This window comes from Sphingomonas sp. PAMC26645 (assembly GCF_004795835.1).
Classification (GTDB): domain Bacteria; phylum Pseudomonadota; class Alphaproteobacteria; order Sphingomonadales; family Sphingomonadaceae; genus Sphingomonas.
The window spans coordinates 898,650-919,419 of the sequence record NZ_CP039249.1; the positions used below are offsets into that span (position 1 = coordinate 898,650).

The window sequence follows — 20,770 nt, forward strand, 5'->3', positions numbered from 1 at the left end:
TCAGACCGGCATGCTCATGATATCCTTGTAGGCGGACAGCAGCTTGTTGCGGACCTGCAACGTTGCCTCGAACCCGACCGACGCCTGCTGGCGGGCGAGCATCACCTTCGCGATGTCGACCGTCTCGCCGCGCTCATAGCTTTCGCTGAGTTTGGCGGCCTGGGTCTGGCCGTCGTTGACGCTCTTCAGCGCGGTTTCCATCGAGTCGGCAAAGCTGGTGGGCTTGACCGTCTCGGTCGGCGTGACGGTCCCGGCGGCACCGGCGCGCGAGAGCGCTTGGTTGCGTTCGAGGATCTGCGAGCGCAGCGCCATGACGCGGTCGACGCTCATCGCGCCGCCGCCGATGCCGGATACGCCGCTCATGCCGAGGCTGCCCAGTTCTGGACGCTGCCGATATCGTCGCCCTGCTCGCGCGCCTTGGCGAGGCGGTAGCGCAACGTGCGCTCGGAAATGCCGAGGCGCTTGGCGGTTTCGATACGGCTGCCGTTGCACGCCTTGAGCGTCTCGCGGATCGCCGCGAACTCACTCATCTGGACGATGTTGCCGAGCGTCTCTGGCTCCGCAGGCGGTGCGACCGGTGCGATCGGCGTCACCACCGCGGTACGCTGGAACGTCATCGTCACCGGGCGGTCGAACACAATGTGGTTCGCCTCGATCGTATCGCCGCCGCAGAACAGCAGCGCGCGCTGGATCACGTTCTCCAGCTCGCGGACGTTGCCCGGCCAGCCGTGCAGCATCAGCAGCTCGATCGCCGCATGGCTCGGCCAGGGAATGACGTTGCGGCTGCCGGCGTGACGCAGGATCAGCGTCGCGGCGAGCGCGGGAATGTCCTGGGGGCGCTCGGCCAGCGACTTGGTCGCGAGCGGGAACACGGCAAGGCGGTAATAGAGATCGGCGCGAAAGCGGCCGGCGGCGACTTCGGCGTGAAGATCGCGGTTGGCGCAGGCGATCACGCGGACGTCGATTGGCTGCGGCACAGATGCGCCGAGCGGCACGACCTCGCGCTCCTGCAACACGCGGAGGAGCTTCGCCTGCAACTGGAGCGGCATCTCGGCGATTTCGTCCAACAAAATCGTGCCGCCATTGGCTGCGCGGAAGAATCCGTCGCCGCCGGATGACGCGCCGGTGAACGCACCCTTCTGGTGACCGAACAGGAGGGCCTCGAGCATCGATTCGGGGAGCGCAGCACAGTTGATCGCGATGAACGGCTTGTCCTTCCGCGCGGAGCCATTGTGGATGGCGCGGGCGAGCACCTCCTTGCCGGTGCCGGTCGGTCCGTTGATCAGCACGGTGATGTCGGCGGTGGCGACGCGCTCCGCGAGGGCGAGCAGCGCGAGCGACTCAGGGTCGGCGGCAGTCGGCATTTCCGGGCCACCGATCAGGGCACGGGCGAAGCCGTTGCCGACCGCGGTATCCTCGGCGGCAAAGCTGATCCGCGCCGGTGCGCCAGCACGCGACGGGGTCACTTCGCGCCCTTCGCAACCGATCACCACGGTGCGGGCAGGGGCGGTGATGCCTTCGCCGTCCGCAACCAGGAAGAGGTCGTTCGCGCCGGGCTGTGCAGTCTCGAACGAGCCCACGCCGAAGCCCTGCGCACGCAATGACGAAACAAGCGCGTATTTCCGCGAAGTGACTGCAGCCGATGGAAAAATTGAACGCATGGAGTTCCCCCTGAACGATTCGGGGAATGCAGCATTGGTGGTAAACGCGCGGTTAAACCCTGCCGCCCCCGGCAGATTATTTCCGGGCGCGTCTCCGCGGGCACACTGGCGCGCGCTCGGACGCACGATCGCGCGCGCGTGCCCACGTACGGGCGTGTGCGAAGCCCGGCCCCGGCTGCATTTTTTCGCTTAAGTCCGTCCCGAACCGGCCGTTACCCACTTTGACGGATCGGCACTTCGCCATGGGGGCGGCGCGGATCGTCGAAGATCACGGAGATTTCGCAATGACTGTCATCGGTACCAACATCTCGGCGCTGCGCGCGACCAACGCTTCGACCAAGGCATCGGGCTTGCTCGCAACCTCGATGGAGCGCCTGTCGACCGGCAAGCGCATCAATTCGGCCAAGGACGACGCCGCCGGCCTCGCCATCTCGTCGTCGATGACGTCGCAGATCAAGGGCATGAACCAGGGCATCCGCAACGCCAATGACGGCATCTCGATGGCGCAGACCGCAGAGGGCGCGCTCGACGAGGTCACGAACAATCTGCAGCGCATGCGCGAGCTGGAAGTGCAGAAGACCAACGGCACCTATTCGTCGAGCGATATCTCGAACATCAAGCTTGAGCAGGATGCACTGGCCAAGCAGATCACTAACGTCCTGGGCAACACGACATTCAACGGTGTGAAGTTGTTCGACGGCAGCGCCGGCGGTACGCCTGCAGTCGTCGGCACCGGAACGACCGCCGCCCCACAGACCGCGGCCGTTGCCGGAACGGGCAAGGTCTCGATCCAGGCGGGCGCCAACGCGTCCGATTCGATCACGCTCGACCTGGGTTCGAACCTGACGGGCACCGCTGCTTCCGGTGGCATCGGCGGCGTGGTCAGCGGATCGGCCGCCGCCGCATCGACGTCGACGAGCCTTGCCGATTATGATACGGCCATCGCCAACGTCTCCAACCGTCGCGCCTCGCTTGGCGCGTCGCAGAACCAGCTGCAGTCGGCCGTCAACAACCTGACGTCGAATTCGACCAACCTGTCGGACGCCAAGAGCCGCATCGAAGACACCGATTTCTCGGCAGAGACCACTGCGCTCGCGAAGGCACAGATCCTGAGCCAGGCATCGACCGCCATGCTCAGCCAAGCGAACCAGAGCCAGCAGAGCGTGTTGAAGCTCCTCGGCTAATCCCTCTTTCGGCGCCGGCACCGCCCCCCTTGGGTGACGGCGCCGATAGACGTCGCCGCATGCATCATGCGCGTGAGAGCCCCCGGCAGCATCCGCTGTCGGGGGTTTCGTCCGTTAGGCACGGCGCGTTGCCCTGCAAGATACTGTAAACCATAAGAAAAAACGGCAGAATTTGGCCGGTCACGTTTAAGTTCGATGCGATCCCGCCGTTACTTCTTATGGCGGCACGGCCCTTCGCCACGGGGGCGGCGGGGATCGCCGAAGATCACTGGAGTTTCACAATGACTGTCATCGGCACGAACGTTTCCGCGCTGCGCGCGACCAATGCCTCGACCAAGGCGTCGAACCTGCTCGCAACTTCGATGGAGCGGCTGTCGACCGGCAAGCGCATCAATTCGGCCAAGGACGATGCAGCCGGCCTCGCCATTTCGTCGTCGATGACGTCGCAGATCAAGGGCATGAATCAGGGCGTCCGCAACGCGAACGACGGCATCTCGATGGCACAGACCGCTGAGGGCGCGCTCGACGAGGTCAGCAACAACCTGCAGCGCATGCGCGAGCTGGAAGTGCAGAAGAGCAACGGCACTTATTCGACCAGCGACATCGCCAACATCAAGACCGAGCAGGATGCGCTCGCCAAGCAGATCTCGAACGTGCTGACCAACACAACGTTCAACGGCGTGAAGCTGTTCGACGGCAAGCCCGGCGCAACCGCCAACGACCCTACGGTTGCCAAGACGGTCAATATCCAGGCGGGTGCAAACGCCGCTGATGCGATTAGCCTCAATCTCGGGACAAGCCTGAGTGAGGTCGCAACCGGCACGGGCGCCTCGTTGACTGGCGGCGGTGTAGGCACCGTCGTTGTCGCCACGACGGCCAACAGCACCACGACCATCGCTTCGGGCGGCACGCTTCAGAACTACGACGACGCGATCTCGCTCGTCTCGAACCGTCGTGCCTCGCTTGGCGCGTCGCAGAACCAGCTGCAGTCGGCGGTCAACAACTTGACCTCGAACGCGACCAACCTGTCGGACGCGAAGAGCCGTATCGAAGATACCGACTTCTCGGCAGAGACCACCGCGCTCGCCAAGGCACAGATCCTGAGCCAGGCATCGACCGCGATGCTGAGCCAGGCGAACCAGAGCCAGCAGAGCGTGCTGAAGCTTCTGGGTTAATCCGGACCGGCACCGGCACCAGCCCCCCGCAGGGTGACGGTGCCGGTCGGACCCGCCTCGCTTCCCCGAAGCGCGAGCGGGAAAGACCCCGGTGGCGCAAGCTGCCGGGGTTTTTGCATGTTTGCGGGCGATCGAGGAAAGGCGTTATCGTGGCCCCATAGCGTGCAACTGGTCTGCACGTGGAGGTTAGGCGTACACTGTCCTCCTCTGTGTGTGCCAGTACCGGCGTCGCAGCATAGGCTGGTTGGGAAGAGCGATGACGGCATTGCACGGAAAGATCGCTTTGGTGATCGGCGGGACGCGCGGCATAGGGGCCGCGATCACACGCCGCCTCGCTGCCGATGGCGCGTCGCTGGCGGTGATCTATCGATCGCGTGCGGACGATGCGCGACAGTTCGTTCGCGGAATGGAGGACGGTGGACGCGCGCTCTTCGCGGTTCAGGCCGATGTGAGCGATGCCACCGCGTTGCGCGCCGCGATCGACACGGTGATCGCGCGCTACGGCACGGTCGATATCCTGGTGAACGTCGCGGGCATGTCTGAGAACGGCACGCTTGCGAGCTATGCCGACGATGCGTTCGACCGGGTGTTTGCGGTCAACGTCCGTGCGCCGTTCATTGCCGCGCAGCGGGTTGCAGCTGCGATGTCTACCGGCGGACGGATCATAACGGTCGGCAGCATCGTCGCCGACCGTGCGCCCGGCGAGGGCGTTACGCTCTATGCCGCCAGCAAATCGGCGCTTGCTGGCATGACCCGGGGTCTGGCGCGCGATCTCGGCGCGCGCGGCATCACCGCAAACCTGGTGCAGCCGGGACCGGTCGACACAGAACGCAATCCTGCCGACGGTCCCAATGCGGAGGCGAACAGGGCGCCGCTTGCAATCCGCCGGCACGGCACGCCCGACGAGGTGGCCGGGCTGGTCGCCTATCTCGCATCGGACGAAGCGGGGTTCATCACGGGCGCTGTGTATAACATCGACGGCGGCTGGAGCGCGTGAAGGGGCATGCTTTGAAGCTTTGCCCATCAGTCGCTCTATAGCGCTCGGGCGAGTGCCTTCTTCAGTTTCGCATGCGCGGACGCCTTGATCTGGCAGACGCGGGCCGAACCGACACCGAAGACTTCGCCGATCTCCTCGAGGTTGAGTTCCTCGACGTAATAGAGCTGGATCACTTGCGCTTCGCGTTCCGGCAAGGCGGTGATCGCGGCGATCAGGGCTTCGCGCATGTCGCTGTCGGCGAGCTGCTCGAACGCGTCCGGGGTGTCGTCGGCGAACCAGGGGAGGTCGTCCGCATACATCTCGTCGATCGAGTCGAAGCGGATCGAGTCGGCGGTGACGTAGTCCGTGCGGAGTTTCTCGATCGTGACGCCGATATGGTCTGCGATTATGTCTTCTCCGGGAGCCTTGCCGGTGCGGGCGGTCAGCGTCGAGATGGCCTCGGCGTACTGGCGGCGGCGGCGCATTGCGCCTCGCGTCGACGTCGCCTGGCGGCGGAGTTCGTCGATCATGCTGCCGCGCAGGCGGGTGATCAGGTAGGTCTTGAACGGCATGCCGCGCTCGTCGAAATTCGCCGCGGCTTCGACCAGTGCCACGAGGCCGACCTGGATCAGATCCTCGACCTCGACGCTGCTGCTCATGCTGCCGTGGACGTGCCAGGCGATCCGGCGGACCAGCGGGAGATGCTGTTTGACGAGCTGGTCCGCGTCGCCGCCGGGGCGTTGATGGGGCCGATAGGTCAAGGGTTGGGCGTCTTCGAAGGCGCCGCGCATCGGGAGGGCGCTCATGCCGCCAGCGCCTGTTGCGAGGCACCGATGACCGCGACGACTTCGACCGCCTTCTCCTCGGGTACTTCGAAGAACGACATGACCGGCGTATCGGGCAGGCACGTCCGCACGAGCTTGCGGATCGCGATGCGGATGGTCGGCTGGACGACCAGCGCGAACGGTTTCGCCTCCGCGATCAGCGGCTCGGCGGCGCGTTGCAGCGCCTCGACGATGCGGCGGCCGAGATCGGGTTCGATGACGTGGCGGCGCGATTGATCGGCGCGCATCGCCTGGCCGAGCAGACCTTCCAATTGACCCTCCAACGTCATGACGCGCAGCGGTTCGCGCACGCCGCACAGTTTCTGGATGATGAGCGCGCCGAGCTCGGGACGGATCGTCTCGATGATCTCCTCGGCGTCCTGCGTACGCTGCGCGGCGACCGCGATGGCCCCTGCAATGCGGCGGAATTCCTTGAGCGGCACGTTCTCCGCGAGCAGGCCTTTCAGGACCTGCGTCAGCGTCGTGATCGGCAGCGGCGCGAGTGCGGCGACCAGTTGCGCGGCGCGCTCCTTGAGGCCGTCGAGCAGTGCCTGCACCTCGTCCTGGCCAAGCAGTTCGGCCGCGTTCTGGCCGAGCAGATGGTTGAGATGCGTCGCCATCACCGTGCCGGGATCGACCACGAGATAACCCGCACCGGTCGCGGCATCGGCGTCGCCTGCATCGACCCAGGTCGCGTCGAGCCCGAAGGTCGGATCCTTGACCTTCTTGCCGAACAGGTCGCCGAACGCCTGCCCCGTATCGAGCGCGAGCATCTCGTCGGGCGACACGGTGTCCTCGCCGACGACGACGCCGTTGACGAGGATGCGGTAGACGTACGGCGCGAGGTTGATGTCGTCGCGGACGCGGACCTGCGGCACGACGAAGCCGAGTTCCTTCGACAGCTGGCGACGGACGCCGGTGATCCGTCCCATCAACGGCGAGCCGCGACGCTCGTCGGCGAGCGGCACCAGGCCGTAGCCGATGTCGAGATTGACCTGCATGCCATCCGTAACTTCCTCCCAGCCGATCTTCGACTGGTCGATCGTCTCGACGGGGACGACCACGACGGGGGCAGGGCGGCGCTCGATCTGACGCAGCTTCCACGCGGCGAACCCGGCGATCGCCGCGGCGGGCAGGATCACCATGTGCGGCATGCCGGGCAGGATGCCGAGCAGCGCGAGGATCACTGCGACGGGTGTCCAGGTGCGGGGCGACCCGAACTGGCCGCCGATCTGGCCGGCGAGATCCTTGTCGGAGGTGACGCGCGTGACGATCGAGGCGGCCGCGATCGACAGCATCAGGCTCGGCAGCTGCGCGACGAGCGCGTCGCCGATCGCGAGCAGGATGTAATTGTGTGCGGCGTCGGCGATCGTCATGCCGTGGCTGACGGGGCCGAGGATCAGGCCGCCGATGATGTTGGCGGCGAGGATCAGCATGGCGGCGACCGCATCGCCCTTCACGAACTTCGACGAGCCGTCCATCGAGCCGTAGAAATCGGCTTCGGTCGAGACTTCGACGCGGCGTGCTTTCGCTTCGTCGGGGGTGATGAGGCCCGCGTTGAGGTCGGCGTCGATCGCCATCTGCTTGCCGGGGAGCGCGTCGAGCGTGAAGCGCGCGCTGACTTCGGACACGCGGCCGGCGCCCTTGGTCACGACGATCATGTTGATGATCATCAGGATCGCGAACACGAAGATGCCGACGACGTAATCGCCGCCGATCAGGAACGTGCCGAACGCCTCGATGACGTGACCCGCCGCGCTTTCGCCCTCGTGGCCATGGACCAGCACGATGCGGGTCGAGGCGACGTTGAGGCCTAGGCGGAAGAGGGTGGCGAACAGGAGAACGGTCGGGAAGGCGGAGAAATCGAGCGGCTTCTGCGCGTTGAGCGCGACCATCAGCACCGCGAGGCTGATCGCGATGTTCGCCACGAAGAAGATGTCGAGCATGAATGCCGGGATCGGCACGACCATGACGAGCACGAGCAGCAGGATCGCGAGCGGCAGGACCGACGCGCGCGCATTGGAGAGGATGCGGTTCATCGCTTAGCCGCCCAGCCGTGCGAGCATCATGTACGCTAGGCGCGCGGTGTCGGGGGTCGGGCGCAGGATGCTGGCGGCGGCCTGCGTCGTCTTGCCGGTGAACCTGCCCATCGCGGTGGTCGCCCACGCCAGCGCGTCGTCGGCGCTTTCGTTGTTGCCGGTGATGACCGTGCTGCCGTTCATGTCGCCCCCCAGCTCGAGCGCCTGCGCGGCGTAGTTGGCGGGCGTCGCGGTCGCGCTTGCCCCGGCGGCGGCACCGCCGAGCTTGTCGGCGAAGCGGTCGTAGATCGCCGACAGCGTGCGCGGCTGATTGTGCGAATCGTAGAAGACGTTGTGGTTCGCGCGGGCGGCAGCGGGGAACAGCGCCGCGCCGCTCGCCTGCGGGTTGGCCTGCATCGTCTTGAGGAACTTGGTCGCGCCGCCGAGACCCATGAAGTGCGCCATGTAGAGATCGGTGCCGGACGCAGGGCGGTTCAGCGTGCCTTCGAGCGACGCCTTGTTGTCCGAGGCGTATTCGGCGGCCATCAGCGAGGCGGCGTTGGGATCGTTGCGCAGCGCGAGGATCGCCGCCTTGGTGCCGGCATCGCCGACCGAGAGGCGGCCGCTCGACGACTGGCCGATGCTGTTCGCGGCCCACGCCATGCCGTGCTCCGCGCCGTGCTTCTTGACGACGGAGAGCCAGCTTTGTTCGATGAACTGGTAGAGACCGGATGCGCTCGACGTGCCGGCCTTGGCGTTGGCGTTGAGCCCGCTCTCGAGCTTCGCCTGGCCCAGCAGATAGTCGAAATCCACGCCCGTCTTGCTGCTCGCAAGCGCGATCGCGGATTGGATCCGGCCGGTAGTGATAGGATTGACGGTCATGCCCGTGTGCGGTGCCCCTGGTTCAGGGGATGCTCAGCAAGGGGCGTGCCAGTTTTCGGGGTTGCCGCTACGATCGTTCGATCCGCGACGGTCTCCCCTTCCTGGAAGGGAGGGGCAGGGGGTGGGTTGGCCGGCTTGAGCCTCTACGGTTCGGAGTTTGCGGAAGCCGACCCACCCCTAACCCCTCCCTTCCAGGGAGGGGCGTAAGAATTAAGCGTACGCCGCCCTCAACCCCGGCCGATACCCGGCAACGGCACCGTCGCCGGTCAGGGTTTGCAGGCGGCGGCGAACATTTGCCGCCATCAGGTTCGTATAGATCCGGCAGGTCTCGTTGAGCCGGTTCGCCTCGTCGGCCAGCTCGCGGATCTCGGTGCCCGCGGGCCCGGTGCCGAGCAGCGCGACCTGTTCGATCCCGGCGAGCTTGTCCGCGGTCGCGCGCTCCAGGCTGGCGACGTCGTTCGACTTCAGCGCGGCGATCTCGGCATGCAGCGCGTCGATCACGCGGATCAGGGCATCACGCCGTTTCATTGGAATTCCAGTCCAGGCGAAGCGCCATCAGGCGATCGGCGATGGTCGCGGGGAGGATCGGGAAGGTGCCTGTCGCGATCGCCTTCTTGATCGCGGCGACGCGACTCGCGTCGATCGGCGGCGAGGCGGCCATCGACTTGGCGAGCGCGATCGATTCCGGCACCACCGAAATCTGCCTGGGCAGAACCGGCGTCTGTACGACCGTCGTCGGCGTCGCCGCGGCGATGCGCGCGACGGAACGATCTCCTGCTACTGACGGCTTCGCGCCGATCGAGTCCACCATGTCCGCATCCTCTGGTTTGCGCTGACATCAGGAGAAACGGCCGCACCGGCAAAACCTTTAGCAAAATTAATCTGTTCGTCTGAAATTAGTTCGATCAGGCTCAGTTCGACCAACCGGGCAGCGTCGCGCGACCGGCATCGACGGCGATCGCCTGAACCGGCGTGCGGGTGTCGTCGACCTTGACCATGAAGCGCCCGCCGGGCGCGGCATCGCCCATCGCGACGCCTTCGCGGCTGATCGAGAATCCCTCCGTGCCCGCCTCGATCACGATCGGATCGCCGCGCTTGATGACGGGTGCAGCCTTCGCGGCGGGGGCGAACGAAGCGGCCACCGCGGCCGGCGCATTAGCCGGTCGGATGACGGGTACGAAGATCCGCCACGCGGGGCCGGCGCACGAGACGACGACCGCGTCATGCTGTTCGGAGCGCCACGACAGCGACACAGTCGGGCAGGTCGCGAGCCGCAGCCGCGCGTCGACCGGCGTGCGCGCGCCCCCCTCTGCACCAGTCGGGCGGCCGGTAAACGCGGCGACCGCAGCGTCGAGCGCGGCGGTATCCTGGAAGCTTGCGGCCATGAGCAGGAACGGGATGATCATTGAGCGGTCCTTGGGGCTTCGCCGACAAAGGCGACGGAGACGATGGCGGCGCGGCGGCCGGGCTTGGTGGCGGTGACGATGGCGACGCGAGACGGCGCGACGGCGGCGAGCGCGGCGGCGACGGTGCGCGCGCGGTCGGCGGCGAGAATCGCGGCGCTGCCGGTAACGCGGTCGATATCGCCGGGCGTGCCGTCGGTCGAGCCGGTGACGGTGAGCATCACGCGCGGGTCGCGCGCCGCTTCCCGCGCCCACGCGACGAGCGCCCCCGGCGTGGTCGGCAGGATCGCCGAGCCGGGCGCGAAATCGAGGATGCCGGCGGCCGCGACGGGCATCGGCGTCGGCTCGGTGTCGTTCGCGCCGAAGCCTGCGCGGATACCCTTGGCCAGATCCTTGCCGCCGATATGTTGCGTGGCTTGCAGGAGCACGAGGAAGCCGACGAGCAACAGGGCGAGATCGGCGAGCGTGATCAGCCAGAGCGGCTTGCCGGTCGGCGCGTCGGGATATTCGCTGGCGTTCATGCGACGGTTGCCAGCGTCGGCGTCGAACTGGGCGCGACATAGCCGCGCGGCGTCTCGCGTTCGGCAAGCGCCACGAGCGGTGATTCAATGCGTGCCCGCTCGAACGCCTCGTTACGCCCTTGCGCACGGAGGCGGTTGGCGATCGGCATGAAGAGCAAATTGGCGAACAGCGCGCCGTACAGCGTCGCGAGTAGCGCCACCGCCATCGCACCACCGATCGCGCCGGGATCGCTCATCGTCGCGAACATCTGCGCGAGGCCGATCAGCGTGCCGACCATGCCCATCGCCGGTGCAACTTCGGCGGCACCGGCCCAGACGTCGGCGGCGGCGACGTGGCGTTCGATGCGGGCGCGGCGGCGGTGTTGGACGAGTGTCGCGACGTCGGTTGCGGAGGCGCCGTCGACGATCGCGGCGATGCCCGCGGCGACGTCCGCGTCGGTGATGACCGAGCGATCGAGCGCCATGACGCCGTGGCGCTTGGCGATGCGGGCGAGGGCGGTGATCTGGAGCAGCAGTGGATCGGCATCGAACCGTCCGCGACCGAGCGTGGTGACGGCGGCTAGTGCGCGGCCGAGATCGCGCAAGGGGGTGCGGAGGATGACGGCCAGCGTCGTGCCGCCGGCGACGATGGCGAGTGCTGCGGGGTCGAGGAGTTGGGCGAGCGTGATCATGTGCGTGGGGTGATGCAAGGGGTGTGCCGGATTGGTGTAGTCTTCTGTTCCCCTCCCTCGTGAAGGGAGGGGCTAGGGGTGGGTGGGCTCGTTGCAGGCCCTGGAGTTCGCCAAGCGGCCCACCCACCCCCGACCCCTCCCTTCACGAGGGAGGGGGGAGAAGGGTGCTTTTGCTCATATCTCCACCCCGGCGGAGGCCGGGGCCCAATTGGGAGACGTCGTTAACTGAGGGTACGCTTTGTTGCTGCGACCTTTCCAATTGGGCCCCGGCCTTCGCGGGGGTGGTGGCAGTGGGTGAGCAGCAGCACCCGCTTCCTTGTTCTCCCGCGAAGGCGGGAGCCCAGACTGGGTCCCCGCCTTCGCGGGGAAACATAGTGAGGCAGGAGGCAGTGGTTCGGTTTGCCGCCCCAAACACGCCAACCGGCAACCCCCTTGCCGTCCACCCCTGCAACACCGGCAATCTCTTGCCGCTCCCCTTGCCGCCCGCCCTCCACCACCCGGCAAACCACCATCCGCCACCCTCGCCACGAAAACTGGCACGCCCATTGCTTAAGTCCGGTTGCGCAATGGGTGCGCCAGGAGATGGGCTTGTGTCAGGCGACACGCTTTTCGGAGTTCACGGGGCGGCACTCGAGGTGCGCTCGCAGCGCATGGGTGTGCTGGCGTCGAACATCGCCAACGCCTCGACGCCCGGCTTCAAGGCGCGCGACATCGATTTCCAGTCGGCGCTCGCGTCGGTCGAGAATGACGGCGGCACCAATGCGGCCACGAAATACCGCATCCCGACGCAGACCTCGATGGACGGCAACACCGTCGAGCTGAGCCAGGAGCAGACCGCGTTCGCCGAGAACGCCGTCCAGTACCAGACGACGCTGTCGTTCCTGAACGGGCGGATCGGCCAGATCACCCGTGCGCTGAAGGGGGAATAAGGCGTGTCCAACCAGCCCATGACGATCTTCCAGGTCGCCGGCCGCGCGATGTCCGCGCAGCTCGTCCGGATGAACACCACGGCGTCCAACCTCGCCAATGCCGGCGGCACCACGGGCTCCGCCGAGACCGCGTACAAGACGATGAAGCCGGTGTTCCGCACCAGCTTCGACGCGGCGAGCGGCATGTCCACGGTCGACGTCGAGCGCGTCGTCACAGCCGGTGAAGCGCCAACCAAGCGCTACGACCCAGACAACCCGATGGCCGACAAGGATGGCAACATCTTCGAGGCGGCGGTCGATGAAACCCGCGAGATGGTCGACATGATGGAGACCGCCCGCAGCTATCAGAACAACATCGAAGTGATGAACACCGCCAAGTCGCTCATCATCGATACCCTCAAGCTAGGCCGCTGATCATGGCAACCTCCTTCGATACCACGCTCTCCAACCTCGGCATCACGCGCTCCTCGGCGGCTGCGGCGACCACCACGACCAAGTCGTCGACGTCGCTCGGTCAGTCCGATTTCCTGAAGCTGATGACCGCGCAGATGCAGAACCAGGACCCGTTCAACCCGGTCGACAACACTCAGATGGTCGCGCAGATGGCGCAGATCTCGACCACCTCGGGCATCTCCGAGATGAACACGACGATGAAGGCGATCGCCGACAAGCTGGGCGTCACCAGCACCAGCGACGCGCTGTCCTATGTCGGCAAGACCGTTCTGACCCCGGGCAGCACCGCTTATGGTCGCGCAGCCGGCGGCATCGCCGGTTCGGTCGAGCTGGCCGGCGCCGCGACCGACGTCAACGTCACGATCAGCGACGCGAACGGCGCGGTCCTGAAGACCATGTCGCTCGGCAAGCAGGCCAAGGGCACGATCGGCTACGACTGGGACGGCAAGGACGCTGCCGGTGCGGAAACCGGCAACGGCCCGTTCACGGTTCAGGTCAACGCGCAGAATGCCGGCACCACGGTCGGCGCGACCGGCCTGGTCTGGTCCCCCGTCCAGTCGGTGTCGACCACCACCGGCGCCGCCATCCTCACGCTTCCCGGCCTCGGCGAGATTCCCGCCAGCGCCGTCCGCCAGATCGGCTGAACCCAGAGTTTCCAGGAGCTAAATCGCCATGTCCTTCTATACTTCGCTCTCGGGTCTTCAGGCCTCGCAAGCCGAGATGTCGACGATCTCGCACAACCTCGCGAACGTCGCCACCAACGGCTTCAAGAAGAGCCGCACCGAATTCGCCGACGTCATCGCCTCGAGCGTGTCGGTCGCGCCGTCGCAGCAGATCGGTTCGGGTGCGATCGTCCAGGCCAATCGCCAGCAGTTCGCGCAAGGCAGCCTGATCCAAACCTCGAACAGCCTCGATCTTGCGGTGTCGGGCGACGGCTTCTTCGCGGTCAAGCCGAGCATCGAATCCGCCTCGATCAATTATACGCGCAACGGCGGCTTCCTGGTCGATTCGAACCGCTATGTGGTCGACTCGCAGGGCTCGCATCTGCAGGTGTTCCCGGTCGACGGCTCGGGCGCGGTGGTTGCGACCGGCTCCGATTCCGCGGTGAGCCTACGCCTGCCGGAGACGAGCGGGACGCCGGTGCCGACTTCGGCGGTTACGATGACCCTCAACCTCAACGCCAATTCGGCGTTGCCGACGACGGCGACGTTCGACCGGTTCGATCCGTCGAGCTACAACCAGTCCGCGCAGACCACGGTGTACGATGCCAGCGGCAACGCGATGACGCTGACCAACTATTTCAAGCGCACCTCGGCGCCGACCACGACCAACGCGAACAGCACCTGGGAAGTCCACAGCTTCGTCGGCGACAAGGAGCTGACGACGAACGGCACCGCCGGGACGGCAATGACGTTCGACCCGACCGGCAAGATGACCGCGCCGACCGCCGCGATCAAGTTCGACCAGTTCACCACCGCGAACTCGACCGATCCCCAGGCGATCGCCTTCACCTTCGGCAGCGGCACGACGCAGCTGTCGAGCGCGTTCAACGTCGCTTCGCGCACGCAGGACGGCAAGGCGGTCGGCCAGATCCAAGGCGTGACGGTCGACGAGAAGGGCCTCGTCAATGCGAGCTTCTCGAACGGCGACACGCAGGTGCTCGGGCAGGTGATGCTCGCGAACTTCTCCAACCCCGAAGGCCTGCGCCAGCTCGGCAGCAGCTATTGGCAGTCGACGGGCATCTCCGGCTCGGCGAAGCTCGGCTCGGCGGACACCAACGGTTTCGGCAAGCTGATGTCGGGGACGATCGAGGGATCGAACGTCGACATCACCGAGGAGCTGGTCAACCTGATCGCGGCACAGCGCAATTTCCAGGCGAACTCGAAGGCCTTGGATACCGCCAACCAGATCTCCGAAACCATCTTCAACATCCGCAGCTAAGCAAAAGCGAGCAGGGGACCCTGAATGGACAAGCTGGTCTACACCGCGGCGACGGGCCTGCGCGCGCACATGGCGGCGCAGGCGGCGATCGCCAACAACATGGCGAACGCGTCGACCACCGGCTTCCGCGCCGACCGCGTGGTGTTCGACCGGCTCAACCTGAAGGGCGACGGCTCGACGATCGAGGCGCGCGCGCCGACGTCGGAAGAGGTGACCGACGCCGATCGATCGCCCGGCGCGATCCAGTTGACCGGGCGTCCGCTCGACGTCGCGATCACCGGCACCACCGCATGGCTGGCGGTGCAGGCGTCGGACGGATCCGAGGCGTACACCCGCCGCGGTGACCTGGAGGTTGCGCCGTCGGGCGTGCTGCAGACCGGCGACGGGCATCCGGTGATCGGTTCGGGGGGGCCGATCACCCTGCCGCCCTATCAGTCGCTGACGATCTCCTCCGACGGGACGATCTCGATCGTGCCGCAGGGTGGCGATGCGAAGGATACGCAGGTGATCGACAAGCTCAAGCTCGCCGACACCAAGGGGTCGGACACGGTCAAGGGCCTCGACAACCTTCTGCGCGTGCGCGGCGGCGGGGCGCTGCCCGAGGATATGGACGCGAAGGTTCAGGGCGGCGCGATCGAGGGATCGAACGTCAACATGACGCAGGCGCTGGTCGACATGATCGAGAACCAGCGCAGCTACGAAGTCCAGGCCAACATGATGAAATCCGCCAAGGAAATCGACGAAAGCGGTGCATCGCTGATGCGCCTGCCGAGCTAGAAGGAACAGACGAATGTCATCCGCAGCCATGCATATCGCGCGCACCGGGCTCGACGCCCAGGACATGCGCATGCGCGTCATCTCGAACAACCTCGCCAACGTGAACACGACGGGCTTCAAGAAGGACCGTGCGGCGTTCGAGACGCTCGCCTACCAGACCGTCACGACGCCCGGCACGCAGAGCACCGCCGAGACCAAATACGCGACCGGGCTCAACCTCGGCACCGGCGTCCGTATCCAGGGCACCGCGCGGATCGACACGCAGGGCGCGATGCAGACGACCGGCAACAGCCTCGACCTCGCGCTCGACGGCGACGGCTATTTCCAGGTGCAGATGCCCGGCGGCACGCTTGGCTACACCCGCGCCGGCAATTTCTCGCGCTCAGCGGAGGGCCTGCTGGTCACCAGCGAAGGCTATCAGGTGCAGCCCGGCATCACCGTGCCCGAGGGGACGACGGGGATCACGATCGGCCGCGACGGCACCGTGTCGGCGATGGTCCCCGGCCAGACCGAGGCGTCGCAGATCGGCCAGATCCAGGTCGCCAGCTTCCCGAACGGGGCAGGGCTCCAGGCGACCGGCGACAATTACCTCGTCGAGACCGCAGCCAGTGGCGCAGCCAATGTCGGCGTCGCCGGCCAGGACGGTCGTGGCGGCATCAAGCAGGGCATGCTCGAGGCGTCGAACGTCAACGTCGTCGAGGAGCTGGTCGACATGATCGAGACGCAGCGCGCGTACGAGGTCAATTCGAAGATGATCTCGGCGACCGACGACATGCTCAAATACGTCAACCAGAACCTGTGATGCGCACCGCTCATATCGCCGCACTTGCCGGCACGTTCGTCATCGCCGGTCTCGGCGCATCGTCCGCGGACGCCAGCCTGTTCGGCAAGAAGGCACCGCCCGAGGACTTCTCGGTCGCGCGGCCCTTGCCGGTGCAGCCGGTACCGGTCGTCGCCACGGGCTCGATCTTCCAGGCGCAGGACGGTTACGCCGCGCTGTACGAAGGCTGGCGCGCGCGCAAAGTCGGCGATCCGCTGACGATCGTGCTCGTCGAGCGCACTGCGGCGTCGAAGTCGTCGGGGTCGAAGCTCGACAGCAACGGCTCGGGTAGCATCACGCCGCCGACCACCGGCTTCCTCAACCTGTTCAACAAGAGCGACGCGACGCTGAGCGGCGGGCGTAGTTTCAACGGTACAGGCGCGGCCGACCAGACCAATTCGCTGTCGGGCGAAGTCAGCGTCACGGTGGCGCAAGTCTATCCCAACGGGACGATGCTGGTGCAGGGCCAGAAGCGCGTCACGCTCAACCGCGGCGACGAGTTCCTGAAGATCAAGGGCCTCGTCCGCACCGCTGACGTCGACGCGAACAACCGCGTCCTGTCCACCCGCGTCGCCGACGCGCAGATCTCGTACACCGGCAAGGGCGACGTCGCCCGCGCCGGCCGCCAGGGGTGGCTCAGCCGCTTCTTCTCCGTCGTCAGCCCGTTTTGATGGTCCGGCGTGCCCTCACCCTTCCCACCCGGCAAGCGCCGGCCGGGCCCCTTCCCTCTCCCCTCAGGGGAGAGGGAGAGACGCCGAAGGCGGCGAAGGGTGAGGGCACGCGCTCCGGCTTGAGGTTTCCCATGATCCGCTTTCTCCTGACTATCCTCGCCGGTTGCCTGATCGCCGCGCCAGCCTCGGCCGACCGCATCAAGGACCTGGGCGGGTTCCAGGGTATCCGTTCGAACCAGCTGACCGGCTACGGCATCGTCGTCGGCCTGCCAGGCACGGGCGACGACAACCTCGAATACACCGTGCAGTCGCTGAAGGCCGTTGCCTCGCGCTTCGGCCTGCAGCTGCCGCCGTCCGCGAACCCCGGCATGAAGAACGCGGCGGTCGTGATGATCACCGCCGAACTGCCGCCGTTCGCCAAGCCCGGGCAGCGTCTCGACATCACCGTCGCATCGATGGGCAAGGCCAAGTCGCTCCGCGGCGGCAGCCTGATCATGACGCCGCTGCTCGGGGCCGATAACCAGATCTATGCGATGGCGCAGGGCAACCTCGCGGTCGGCGGGCTGGGTGCAGAAGGCGCGGACGGGTCGAAGATCGTCGTCAACGTGCCCTCGACCGGACGCATTCCCGAAGGGGCCACCGTTGAACGCGCGGTGGCGACCGGGTTCGACAGCGCGCCGACGCTCACCTTCAACCTTGCGCGTGCGGATTTCACGACCGCGCAGAACGTTGCCGGCGCCATTAACTCGAAGCTTGGCTTCGGCAGCGCGCAGGCGATCGACGCGGTCTCGGTCGCGGTTCGCGCACCGATCGGCGCCGATATCCGCGCCACGCTGATGTCGACGATCGAGAATCTCGACGTCGTCTCTGCCGAACCATCCGCCAAGGTGATCGTCAACGCGCGCACCGGCACCGTCGTCATCAATTCGGCGGTCCGCGTGGGGCCTGCGGCGATCACGCACGGCAAGATGACGGTGCGGATCGACGAGAAGCCGCAGGTCAGTCAGCCAGCGCCGTTCAGCCAGGGCCAGACCGCGATCACCCCGAACAGCCGCGTCGCGGTCGAGGAGGAGCGTCGCCCGATGTTCCTGCTGAACCCCGGCCCCAAGCTCGCCGACATCGTCAAGGCGGTCAACGCGATCGGCGCTTCGCCGGCCGATCTGGTCGCGATCCTCGAGGCGCTGAAGGAAGCCGGCGCGCTCAAGGCCGAGTTGATCGTCCTGTGAGCCCGCTCAACGCACCCGCAACCACGCCCACGACCGGGATCTCGACCGATACGAGCCGCCTCAAGTCGAAGGACAATCTCGACAAGGCGGGCGAGAAGTTCGAGGCGGTCTTCACCGGCATGATGCTGAAGAGCATGCGCCAGGCGAAACTCGCTGACCCGCTGTTCGATTCGAAGGCGATCGACACCTTCACCGACATGCAGGACGGGCTGATCGCGAAGTCGATGGCCGAGCACACGCCGCTCGGCATCGGCAAGGCGATGACCGATTTTCTCGCCAAGTCTCAATCCGATCTTAACCAGGGCGCGGCAGACTCGCCGCCATGAGCGATCTCCTTTCGATCGGCGCCTCGGGCGTGCGCGCGTACCAGACCGCGCTGTCCACGGTGTCGGAGAACATCGCGAACACCGGCAATGCGGGCTATACCCGGCGGACGACGACGCTTTCCGAAGTGTCTTCGGTCAATGGCGGGCTGAACGCGCAAAAGTCGGTCAGCAGCAACGGCGTCACGGTCACGGGGATCGGCCGCAGCGCCGACGCATACCGGTCGCAGGCGGTCCGCTCGGCGGGCACCGATCTCGCCAAGACCGAAGCCGGCGTCACCTGGATGACCCGGATCGAGACGGCGCTGGGCAACAACCAGCTTGGCGACCGGCTCACCAGCTTCTTTACCTCGGCGCAAAAACTCGCGGCCGATCCGACCTCGGAACCGGCGCGTGCGGTAATGCTCGAATCGGCCGGTACGGCGGCCGCGGCGTTCACCGCGACCGGCGCAGCGCTCGATACCGCGGCGGCCGATCTCGATTCGACCGCATCGCAGGCGGTGCAGTCGCTCAATGCGCTCGGCACTGCGCTTGCCAAGATCAACGACGGCATCGCGCGCACCGCGCCGGGATCGTCGACCGCGGCGCAACTCGCCGACCAGCGCGACCAGATGCTCGAGCAGATGAGCACGATCACCGATATTACCACGTCGTTCGACGATCTCGGGCGGACGACCGTCCGGCTCGGTGGCGCGGCGGGCTCGGTCTTCGTCGCGGGCGGCGAGAGCGCGCAGGCGTCCTATGCGCGGAACGACGAGGGCGCGGTCCAGTTCGCGGTGACGCGCGGCAACGTCACGTCTGCGCTGTCGCCAACCGGTGGCGCGCTCGCCGGGTTCGCGGAAGGGGCGCAGCGGATCGCCGCGGCGCGCGGGTCGCTCAATGCGATCGCCACCGACTTCACGAGCAAGATCAACGCGGTGCAGGCGCAGGGTCGCGATCTCGACGGCAATGCGGGAGCGGCGATGTTCGCCACCGGTGGCACGCCGACCGACATCTCTGTCGCACTCGCCGACGGACGCGGGATCGCTGCGGCGAGCGCGACCGGCGGCAAGCGTGACGCATCCAATCTCTCCGCGTTGCAGGGAGTCCGCAGCAGCGGTGGCTTCGAGACGCGCACCACGACGCTGATCGCCGGCAACGCCGCCGCGCTCGAACAGCGCAAGGTCGTCGCCGATGCGCAGGCTGCAATCCGCGACGGCGCGGTGAGCTCGCTTGCGTCCGCGTCGGGTGTCGATCTCGATAGCGAAGCGGTCGACCTACTGCGCTTCCAGCAGGCCTATCAGGCGTCGAGCCGCGTGATCCAGACCGCGCGCGACACGCTCCAGACCATCCTCGATCTACGGTAACGTCCATGCAGATCGCGACTCGCCTCTTCTACGACCGCGCTTCGGCGTCGATGACATCGCTCGGTGCCAAGGCGGAGTCGTTGCAGAACCAGATATCGACCGGGACCAAGCTGTCGGCGCCCTCGTCGGACAGCGCCGCGTATCAGCGGCTCGCCGGGATCAAGCGCGATGCCGTCGACGACAAGGCGTATGCCGCCAATCTCGGCACCGCCGAATCGGTGTTGAAGCAGGGCGACACCAGCCTCTCCGCGATCAGCGACCAGTTGCAGAGCGCGACCGAGCTGGTGACGCAGGCGAAGACCGGCACGCTGAACGCGGCGAACCGCAAGGCGATCGGCGAACAGATCGCCGGCCTCGTCGCGACGCTGACCAATCTCGCCAATGCGAAGGACGCGCGCGGGCAAGCGCTGTTCGGCGGCGCCGACGGTGCGCCTGCGGTCGCTGCGGGCGGGACCTACGCGCTCGCGTCGAAGCCGGTGTCGGGCATCCCGATCGGCGACGGCCAGACCGTCCAGGCAAACGAGACGGCCGCGCGTATCTTCACCGTCGGCGGCAAGGCCAAGCCGGATGGCAGCATTGAGGGCGGTACCAATACGCTGGCGATGCTCTCGGCGATCGCGAGTGCGCTGCAGTCGGACGATTTCAAGGCGAGTTCGCTCGATACGTCGCTCGCCGACATCAGCGCGGCGTCGGATCAGGTGTCGACGGTGCAGGCCTCGCTCGGGGCTCGCGCCGCGCGTGTCGATCTGCAGGCTTCGCGTCTGACCGATGTCGCGGCCGACCGCGAGGCGACCCGGTCGGGGCTGGAAGATACCGACATCACCACGACGGTGGTCGAGTTGCAGAAGACGATGACGATCTTGTCGGCGACGCAGGCGAGCTTCTCGAAGCTCTCGGCGCTGTCGCTGTTCGATTATCTGCGCTGATCCGAATTTAATCGCGCGCGACGTCGTCTTGGTAACCGGTTGG

Annotated in this window: 24 protein-coding genes; 14 read left to right on the forward strand and 10 right to left on the reverse strand. The window is 66.6% G+C overall.

Annotation, left to right across the window (positions count from 1 at the left end):
* Window positions 1-363 carry a flagellar hook-basal body complex protein FliE gene (gene fliE / locus E5673_RS04320; RefSeq protein WP_136189073.1) on the reverse strand — a complete coding sequence of 121 codons (363 nt, stop codon included), beginning with the start codon at window positions 361-363 and terminating at the stop codon, window positions 1-3.
* Window positions 360-1,661 (reverse strand): sigma 54-interacting transcriptional regulator, encoded by a 1,302-nt coding sequence (locus E5673_RS04325; protein WP_136189074.1) that lies wholly within the window; start codon window positions 1,659-1,661, stop codon window positions 360-362. Before E5673_RS04325 ends, fliE begins: the two co-directional genes overlap by 4 nt.
* A gap of 284 nt (window positions 1,662-1,945) precedes the next feature.
* Between E5673_RS04325 and E5673_RS04330 the strand changes: the two genes are divergently transcribed.
* From E5673_RS04330 to E5673_RS04340, 3 genes are all read left to right on the forward strand, one after another.
* Entirely contained in the window at window positions 1,946-2,845 is a 900-nt protein-coding gene (locus E5673_RS04330; protein WP_136189075.1) for a flagellin, read from the forward strand.
* Between the two features lie 281 nt (window positions 2,846-3,126).
* Window positions 3,127-4,020 (forward strand): flagellin, encoded by an 894-nt coding sequence (locus tag E5673_RS04335; protein ID WP_136191344.1) that lies wholly within the window; start codon window positions 3,127-3,129, stop codon window positions 4,018-4,020.
* Window positions 4,021-4,276: 256 nt separating this feature from the next.
* A complete protein-coding gene (locus E5673_RS04340; RefSeq protein ID WP_136189076.1) occupies window positions 4,277-5,017 on the forward strand; it encodes an SDR family oxidoreductase in 741 nt (246 codons plus the stop codon).
* Between the two features lie 35 nt (window positions 5,018-5,052).
* Here E5673_RS04340 and E5673_RS04345 read toward each other — a convergent pair whose 3' ends face one another.
* The 8 genes from E5673_RS04345 to E5673_RS04380 all read right to left on the reverse strand — a co-directional run bounded on the left by E5673_RS04345 (window position 5,053) and on the right by E5673_RS04380 (window position 11,315).
* Entirely contained in the window at window positions 5,053-5,802 is a 750-nt protein-coding gene (locus E5673_RS04345) for a FliA/WhiG family RNA polymerase sigma factor (protein ID WP_136189077.1), read from the reverse strand.
* The gene (gene flhA / locus E5673_RS04350) at window positions 5,799-7,859 is read right to left on the reverse strand and encodes a flagellar biosynthesis protein FlhA (RefSeq protein ID WP_121885746.1); all 2,061 of its coding nucleotides are present in this window, start codon (window positions 7,857-7,859) and stop codon (window positions 5,799-5,801) included. Before flhA ends, E5673_RS04345 begins: the two co-directional genes overlap by 4 nt.
* A gap of 3 nt (window positions 7,860-7,862) precedes the next feature.
* Entirely contained in the window at window positions 7,863-8,720 is an 858-nt protein-coding gene (locus tag E5673_RS04355) for a lytic transglycosylase domain-containing protein (protein ID WP_136189078.1), read from the reverse strand.
* 210 nt (window positions 8,721-8,930) lie between these two features.
* Window positions 8,931-9,248, reverse strand: a complete 318-nt coding sequence (locus tag E5673_RS04360) for a hypothetical protein (RefSeq protein ID WP_055881695.1) — start codon at window positions 9,246-9,248, stop codon at window positions 8,931-8,933.
* The gene (flgM, locus tag E5673_RS04365) at window positions 9,235-9,531 is read right to left on the reverse strand and encodes a flagellar biosynthesis anti-sigma factor FlgM (protein ID WP_120299615.1); all 297 of its coding nucleotides are present in this window, start codon (window positions 9,529-9,531) and stop codon (window positions 9,235-9,237) included. The genes E5673_RS04360 and flgM overlap by 14 nt, the downstream gene beginning before the upstream one ends.
* A 100-nt stretch (window positions 9,532-9,631) precedes the next feature.
* Window positions 9,632-10,126, reverse strand: coding sequence for a flagella basal body P-ring formation protein FlgA (locus tag E5673_RS04370; RefSeq protein WP_136189079.1), 495 nt, complete (start codon window positions 10,124-10,126; stop codon window positions 9,632-9,634).
* Window positions 10,123-10,644, reverse strand: coding sequence for a hypothetical protein (locus tag E5673_RS04375; RefSeq protein WP_136189080.1), 522 nt, complete (start codon window positions 10,642-10,644; stop codon window positions 10,123-10,125). Before E5673_RS04375 ends, E5673_RS04370 begins: the two co-directional genes overlap by 4 nt.
* Entirely contained in the window at window positions 10,641-11,315 is a 675-nt protein-coding gene (locus E5673_RS04380) for a MotA/TolQ/ExbB proton channel family protein (RefSeq protein ID WP_136189081.1), read from the reverse strand. The genes E5673_RS04375 and E5673_RS04380 overlap by 4 nt, the downstream gene beginning before the upstream one ends.
* A gap of 590 nt (window positions 11,316-11,905) precedes the next feature.
* On the opposite strand from E5673_RS04380, the gene E5673_RS04385 reads away from it, so the two are divergent.
* The 11 genes from E5673_RS04385 (at window position 11,906) to E5673_RS04435 (ending at window position 20,727) form a co-directional block, all read left to right on the forward strand.
* On the forward strand, window positions 11,906-12,244 hold the full coding sequence (locus E5673_RS04385; protein WP_281727883.1) for a flagellar basal body protein: 339 nt from the start codon (window positions 11,906-11,908) through the stop codon (window positions 12,242-12,244).
* Window positions 12,245-12,262: 18 nt separating this feature from the next.
* The gene (gene flgC / locus E5673_RS04390) at window positions 12,263-12,658 is read left to right on the forward strand and encodes a flagellar basal body rod protein FlgC (RefSeq protein WP_107952494.1); all 396 of its coding nucleotides are present in this window, start codon (window positions 12,263-12,265) and stop codon (window positions 12,656-12,658) included.
* Window positions 12,659-12,660: 2 nt separating this feature from the next.
* Window positions 12,661-13,341, forward strand: coding sequence for a flagellar hook capping FlgD N-terminal domain-containing protein (locus tag E5673_RS04395; protein WP_136189083.1), 681 nt, complete (start codon window positions 12,661-12,663; stop codon window positions 13,339-13,341).
* 28 nt (window positions 13,342-13,369) lie between these two features.
* The gene (locus E5673_RS04400) at window positions 13,370-14,638 is read left to right on the forward strand and encodes a flagellar hook protein FlgE (RefSeq protein WP_056061578.1); all 1,269 of its coding nucleotides are present in this window, start codon (window positions 13,370-13,372) and stop codon (window positions 14,636-14,638) included.
* A gap of 24 nt (window positions 14,639-14,662) precedes the next feature.
* Complete coding sequence (flgF, locus tag E5673_RS04405) at window positions 14,663-15,415, forward strand: flagellar basal-body rod protein FlgF (RefSeq protein ID WP_136189084.1); 753 nt, start codon at window positions 14,663-14,665, stop codon at window positions 15,413-15,415.
* A gap of 13 nt (window positions 15,416-15,428) precedes the next feature.
* Window positions 15,429-16,217: a flagellar basal-body rod protein FlgG gene (gene flgG / locus E5673_RS04410; protein ID WP_056061573.1), complete on the forward strand. Its 789-nt coding sequence runs from the start codon at window positions 15,429-15,431 to the stop codon at window positions 16,215-16,217.
* Window positions 16,217-16,906, forward strand: a complete 690-nt coding sequence (locus E5673_RS04415; protein WP_136189085.1) for a flagellar basal body L-ring protein FlgH — start codon at window positions 16,217-16,219, stop codon at window positions 16,904-16,906. Before flgG ends, E5673_RS04415 begins: the two co-directional genes overlap by 1 nt.
* A gap of 131 nt (window positions 16,907-17,037) precedes the next feature.
* Complete coding sequence (locus E5673_RS04420; protein WP_133020857.1) at window positions 17,038-18,132, forward strand: flagellar basal body P-ring protein FlgI; 1,095 nt, start codon at window positions 17,038-17,040, stop codon at window positions 18,130-18,132.
* Complete coding sequence (locus E5673_RS04425) at window positions 18,129-18,458, forward strand: rod-binding protein (RefSeq protein ID WP_136189086.1); 330 nt, start codon at window positions 18,129-18,131, stop codon at window positions 18,456-18,458. The genes E5673_RS04420 and E5673_RS04425 overlap by 4 nt, the downstream gene beginning before the upstream one ends.
* Window positions 18,455-19,801: a flagellar hook-associated protein FlgK gene (flgK, locus tag E5673_RS04430; protein WP_136189087.1), complete on the forward strand. Its 1,347-nt coding sequence runs from the start codon at window positions 18,455-18,457 to the stop codon at window positions 19,799-19,801. Before E5673_RS04425 ends, flgK begins: the two co-directional genes overlap by 4 nt.
* Window positions 19,802-19,806: 5 nt before the next feature.
* The gene (locus E5673_RS04435; protein ID WP_136189088.1) at window positions 19,807-20,727 is read left to right on the forward strand and encodes a flagellin; all 921 of its coding nucleotides are present in this window, start codon (window positions 19,807-19,809) and stop codon (window positions 20,725-20,727) included.
* Window positions 20,728-20,770: the final 43 nt, after the last annotated feature.

Bases quoted from the DNA above. Each gene is read 5' to 3' on its own strand.
- fliE (WP_136189073.1), bottom strand. From the start codon at position 363: ATGAGCGGCGTATCCGGCATCGGCGGCGGCGCGATGAGCGTCGACCGC.
- E5673_RS04325 (WP_136189074.1), bottom strand. From the start codon at position 1,661: ATGCGTTCAATTTTTCCATCGGCTGCAGTCACTTCGCGGAAATACGCG.
- E5673_RS04330 (WP_136189075.1), top strand. From the start codon at position 1,946: ATGACTGTCATCGGTACCAACATCTCGGCGCTGCGCGCGACCAACGCT.
- E5673_RS04335 (WP_136191344.1), top strand. From the start codon at position 3,127: ATGACTGTCATCGGCACGAACGTTTCCGCGCTGCGCGCGACCAATGCC.
- E5673_RS04340 (WP_136189076.1), top strand. From the start codon at position 4,277: ATGACGGCATTGCACGGAAAGATCGCTTTGGTGATCGGCGGGACGCGC.
- E5673_RS04345 (WP_136189077.1), bottom strand. From the start codon at position 5,802: ATGAGCGCCCTCCCGATGCGCGGCGCCTTCGAAGACGCCCAACCCTTG.
- flhA (WP_121885746.1), bottom strand. From the start codon at position 7,859: ATGAACCGCATCCTCTCCAATGCGCGCGCGTCGGTCCTGCCGCTCGCG.
- E5673_RS04355 (WP_136189078.1), bottom strand. From the start codon at position 8,720: ATGACCGTCAATCCTATCACTACCGGCCGGATCCAATCCGCGATCGCG.
- E5673_RS04360 (WP_055881695.1), bottom strand. From the start codon at position 9,248: ATGAAACGGCGTGATGCCCTGATCCGCGTGATCGACGCGCTGCATGCC.
- flgM (WP_120299615.1), bottom strand. From the start codon at position 9,531: ATGGTGGACTCGATCGGCGCGAAGCCGTCAGTAGCAGGAGATCGTTCC.
- E5673_RS04370 (WP_136189079.1), bottom strand. From the start codon at position 10,126: ATGATCATCCCGTTCCTGCTCATGGCCGCAAGCTTCCAGGATACCGCC.
- E5673_RS04375 (WP_136189080.1), bottom strand. From the start codon at position 10,644: ATGAACGCCAGCGAATATCCCGACGCGCCGACCGGCAAGCCGCTCTGG.
- E5673_RS04380 (WP_136189081.1), bottom strand. From the start codon at position 11,315: ATGATCACGCTCGCCCAACTCCTCGACCCCGCAGCACTCGCCATCGTC.
- flgC (WP_107952494.1), top strand. From the start codon at position 12,263: ATGACGATCTTCCAGGTCGCCGGCCGCGCGATGTCCGCGCAGCTCGTC.
- E5673_RS04395 (WP_136189083.1), top strand. From the start codon at position 12,661: ATGGCAACCTCCTTCGATACCACGCTCTCCAACCTCGGCATCACGCGC.
- E5673_RS04400 (WP_056061578.1), top strand. From the start codon at position 13,370: ATGTCCTTCTATACTTCGCTCTCGGGTCTTCAGGCCTCGCAAGCCGAG.
- flgF (WP_136189084.1), top strand. From the start codon at position 14,663: ATGGACAAGCTGGTCTACACCGCGGCGACGGGCCTGCGCGCGCACATG.
- flgG (WP_056061573.1), top strand. From the start codon at position 15,429: ATGTCATCCGCAGCCATGCATATCGCGCGCACCGGGCTCGACGCCCAG.
- E5673_RS04415 (WP_136189085.1), top strand. From the start codon at position 16,217: ATGCGCACCGCTCATATCGCCGCACTTGCCGGCACGTTCGTCATCGCC.
- E5673_RS04420 (WP_133020857.1), top strand. From the start codon at position 17,038: ATGATCCGCTTTCTCCTGACTATCCTCGCCGGTTGCCTGATCGCCGCG.
- flgK (WP_136189087.1), top strand. From the start codon at position 18,455: ATGAGCGATCTCCTTTCGATCGGCGCCTCGGGCGTGCGCGCGTACCAG.
- E5673_RS04435 (WP_136189088.1), top strand. From the start codon at position 19,807: ATGCAGATCGCGACTCGCCTCTTCTACGACCGCGCTTCGGCGTCGATG.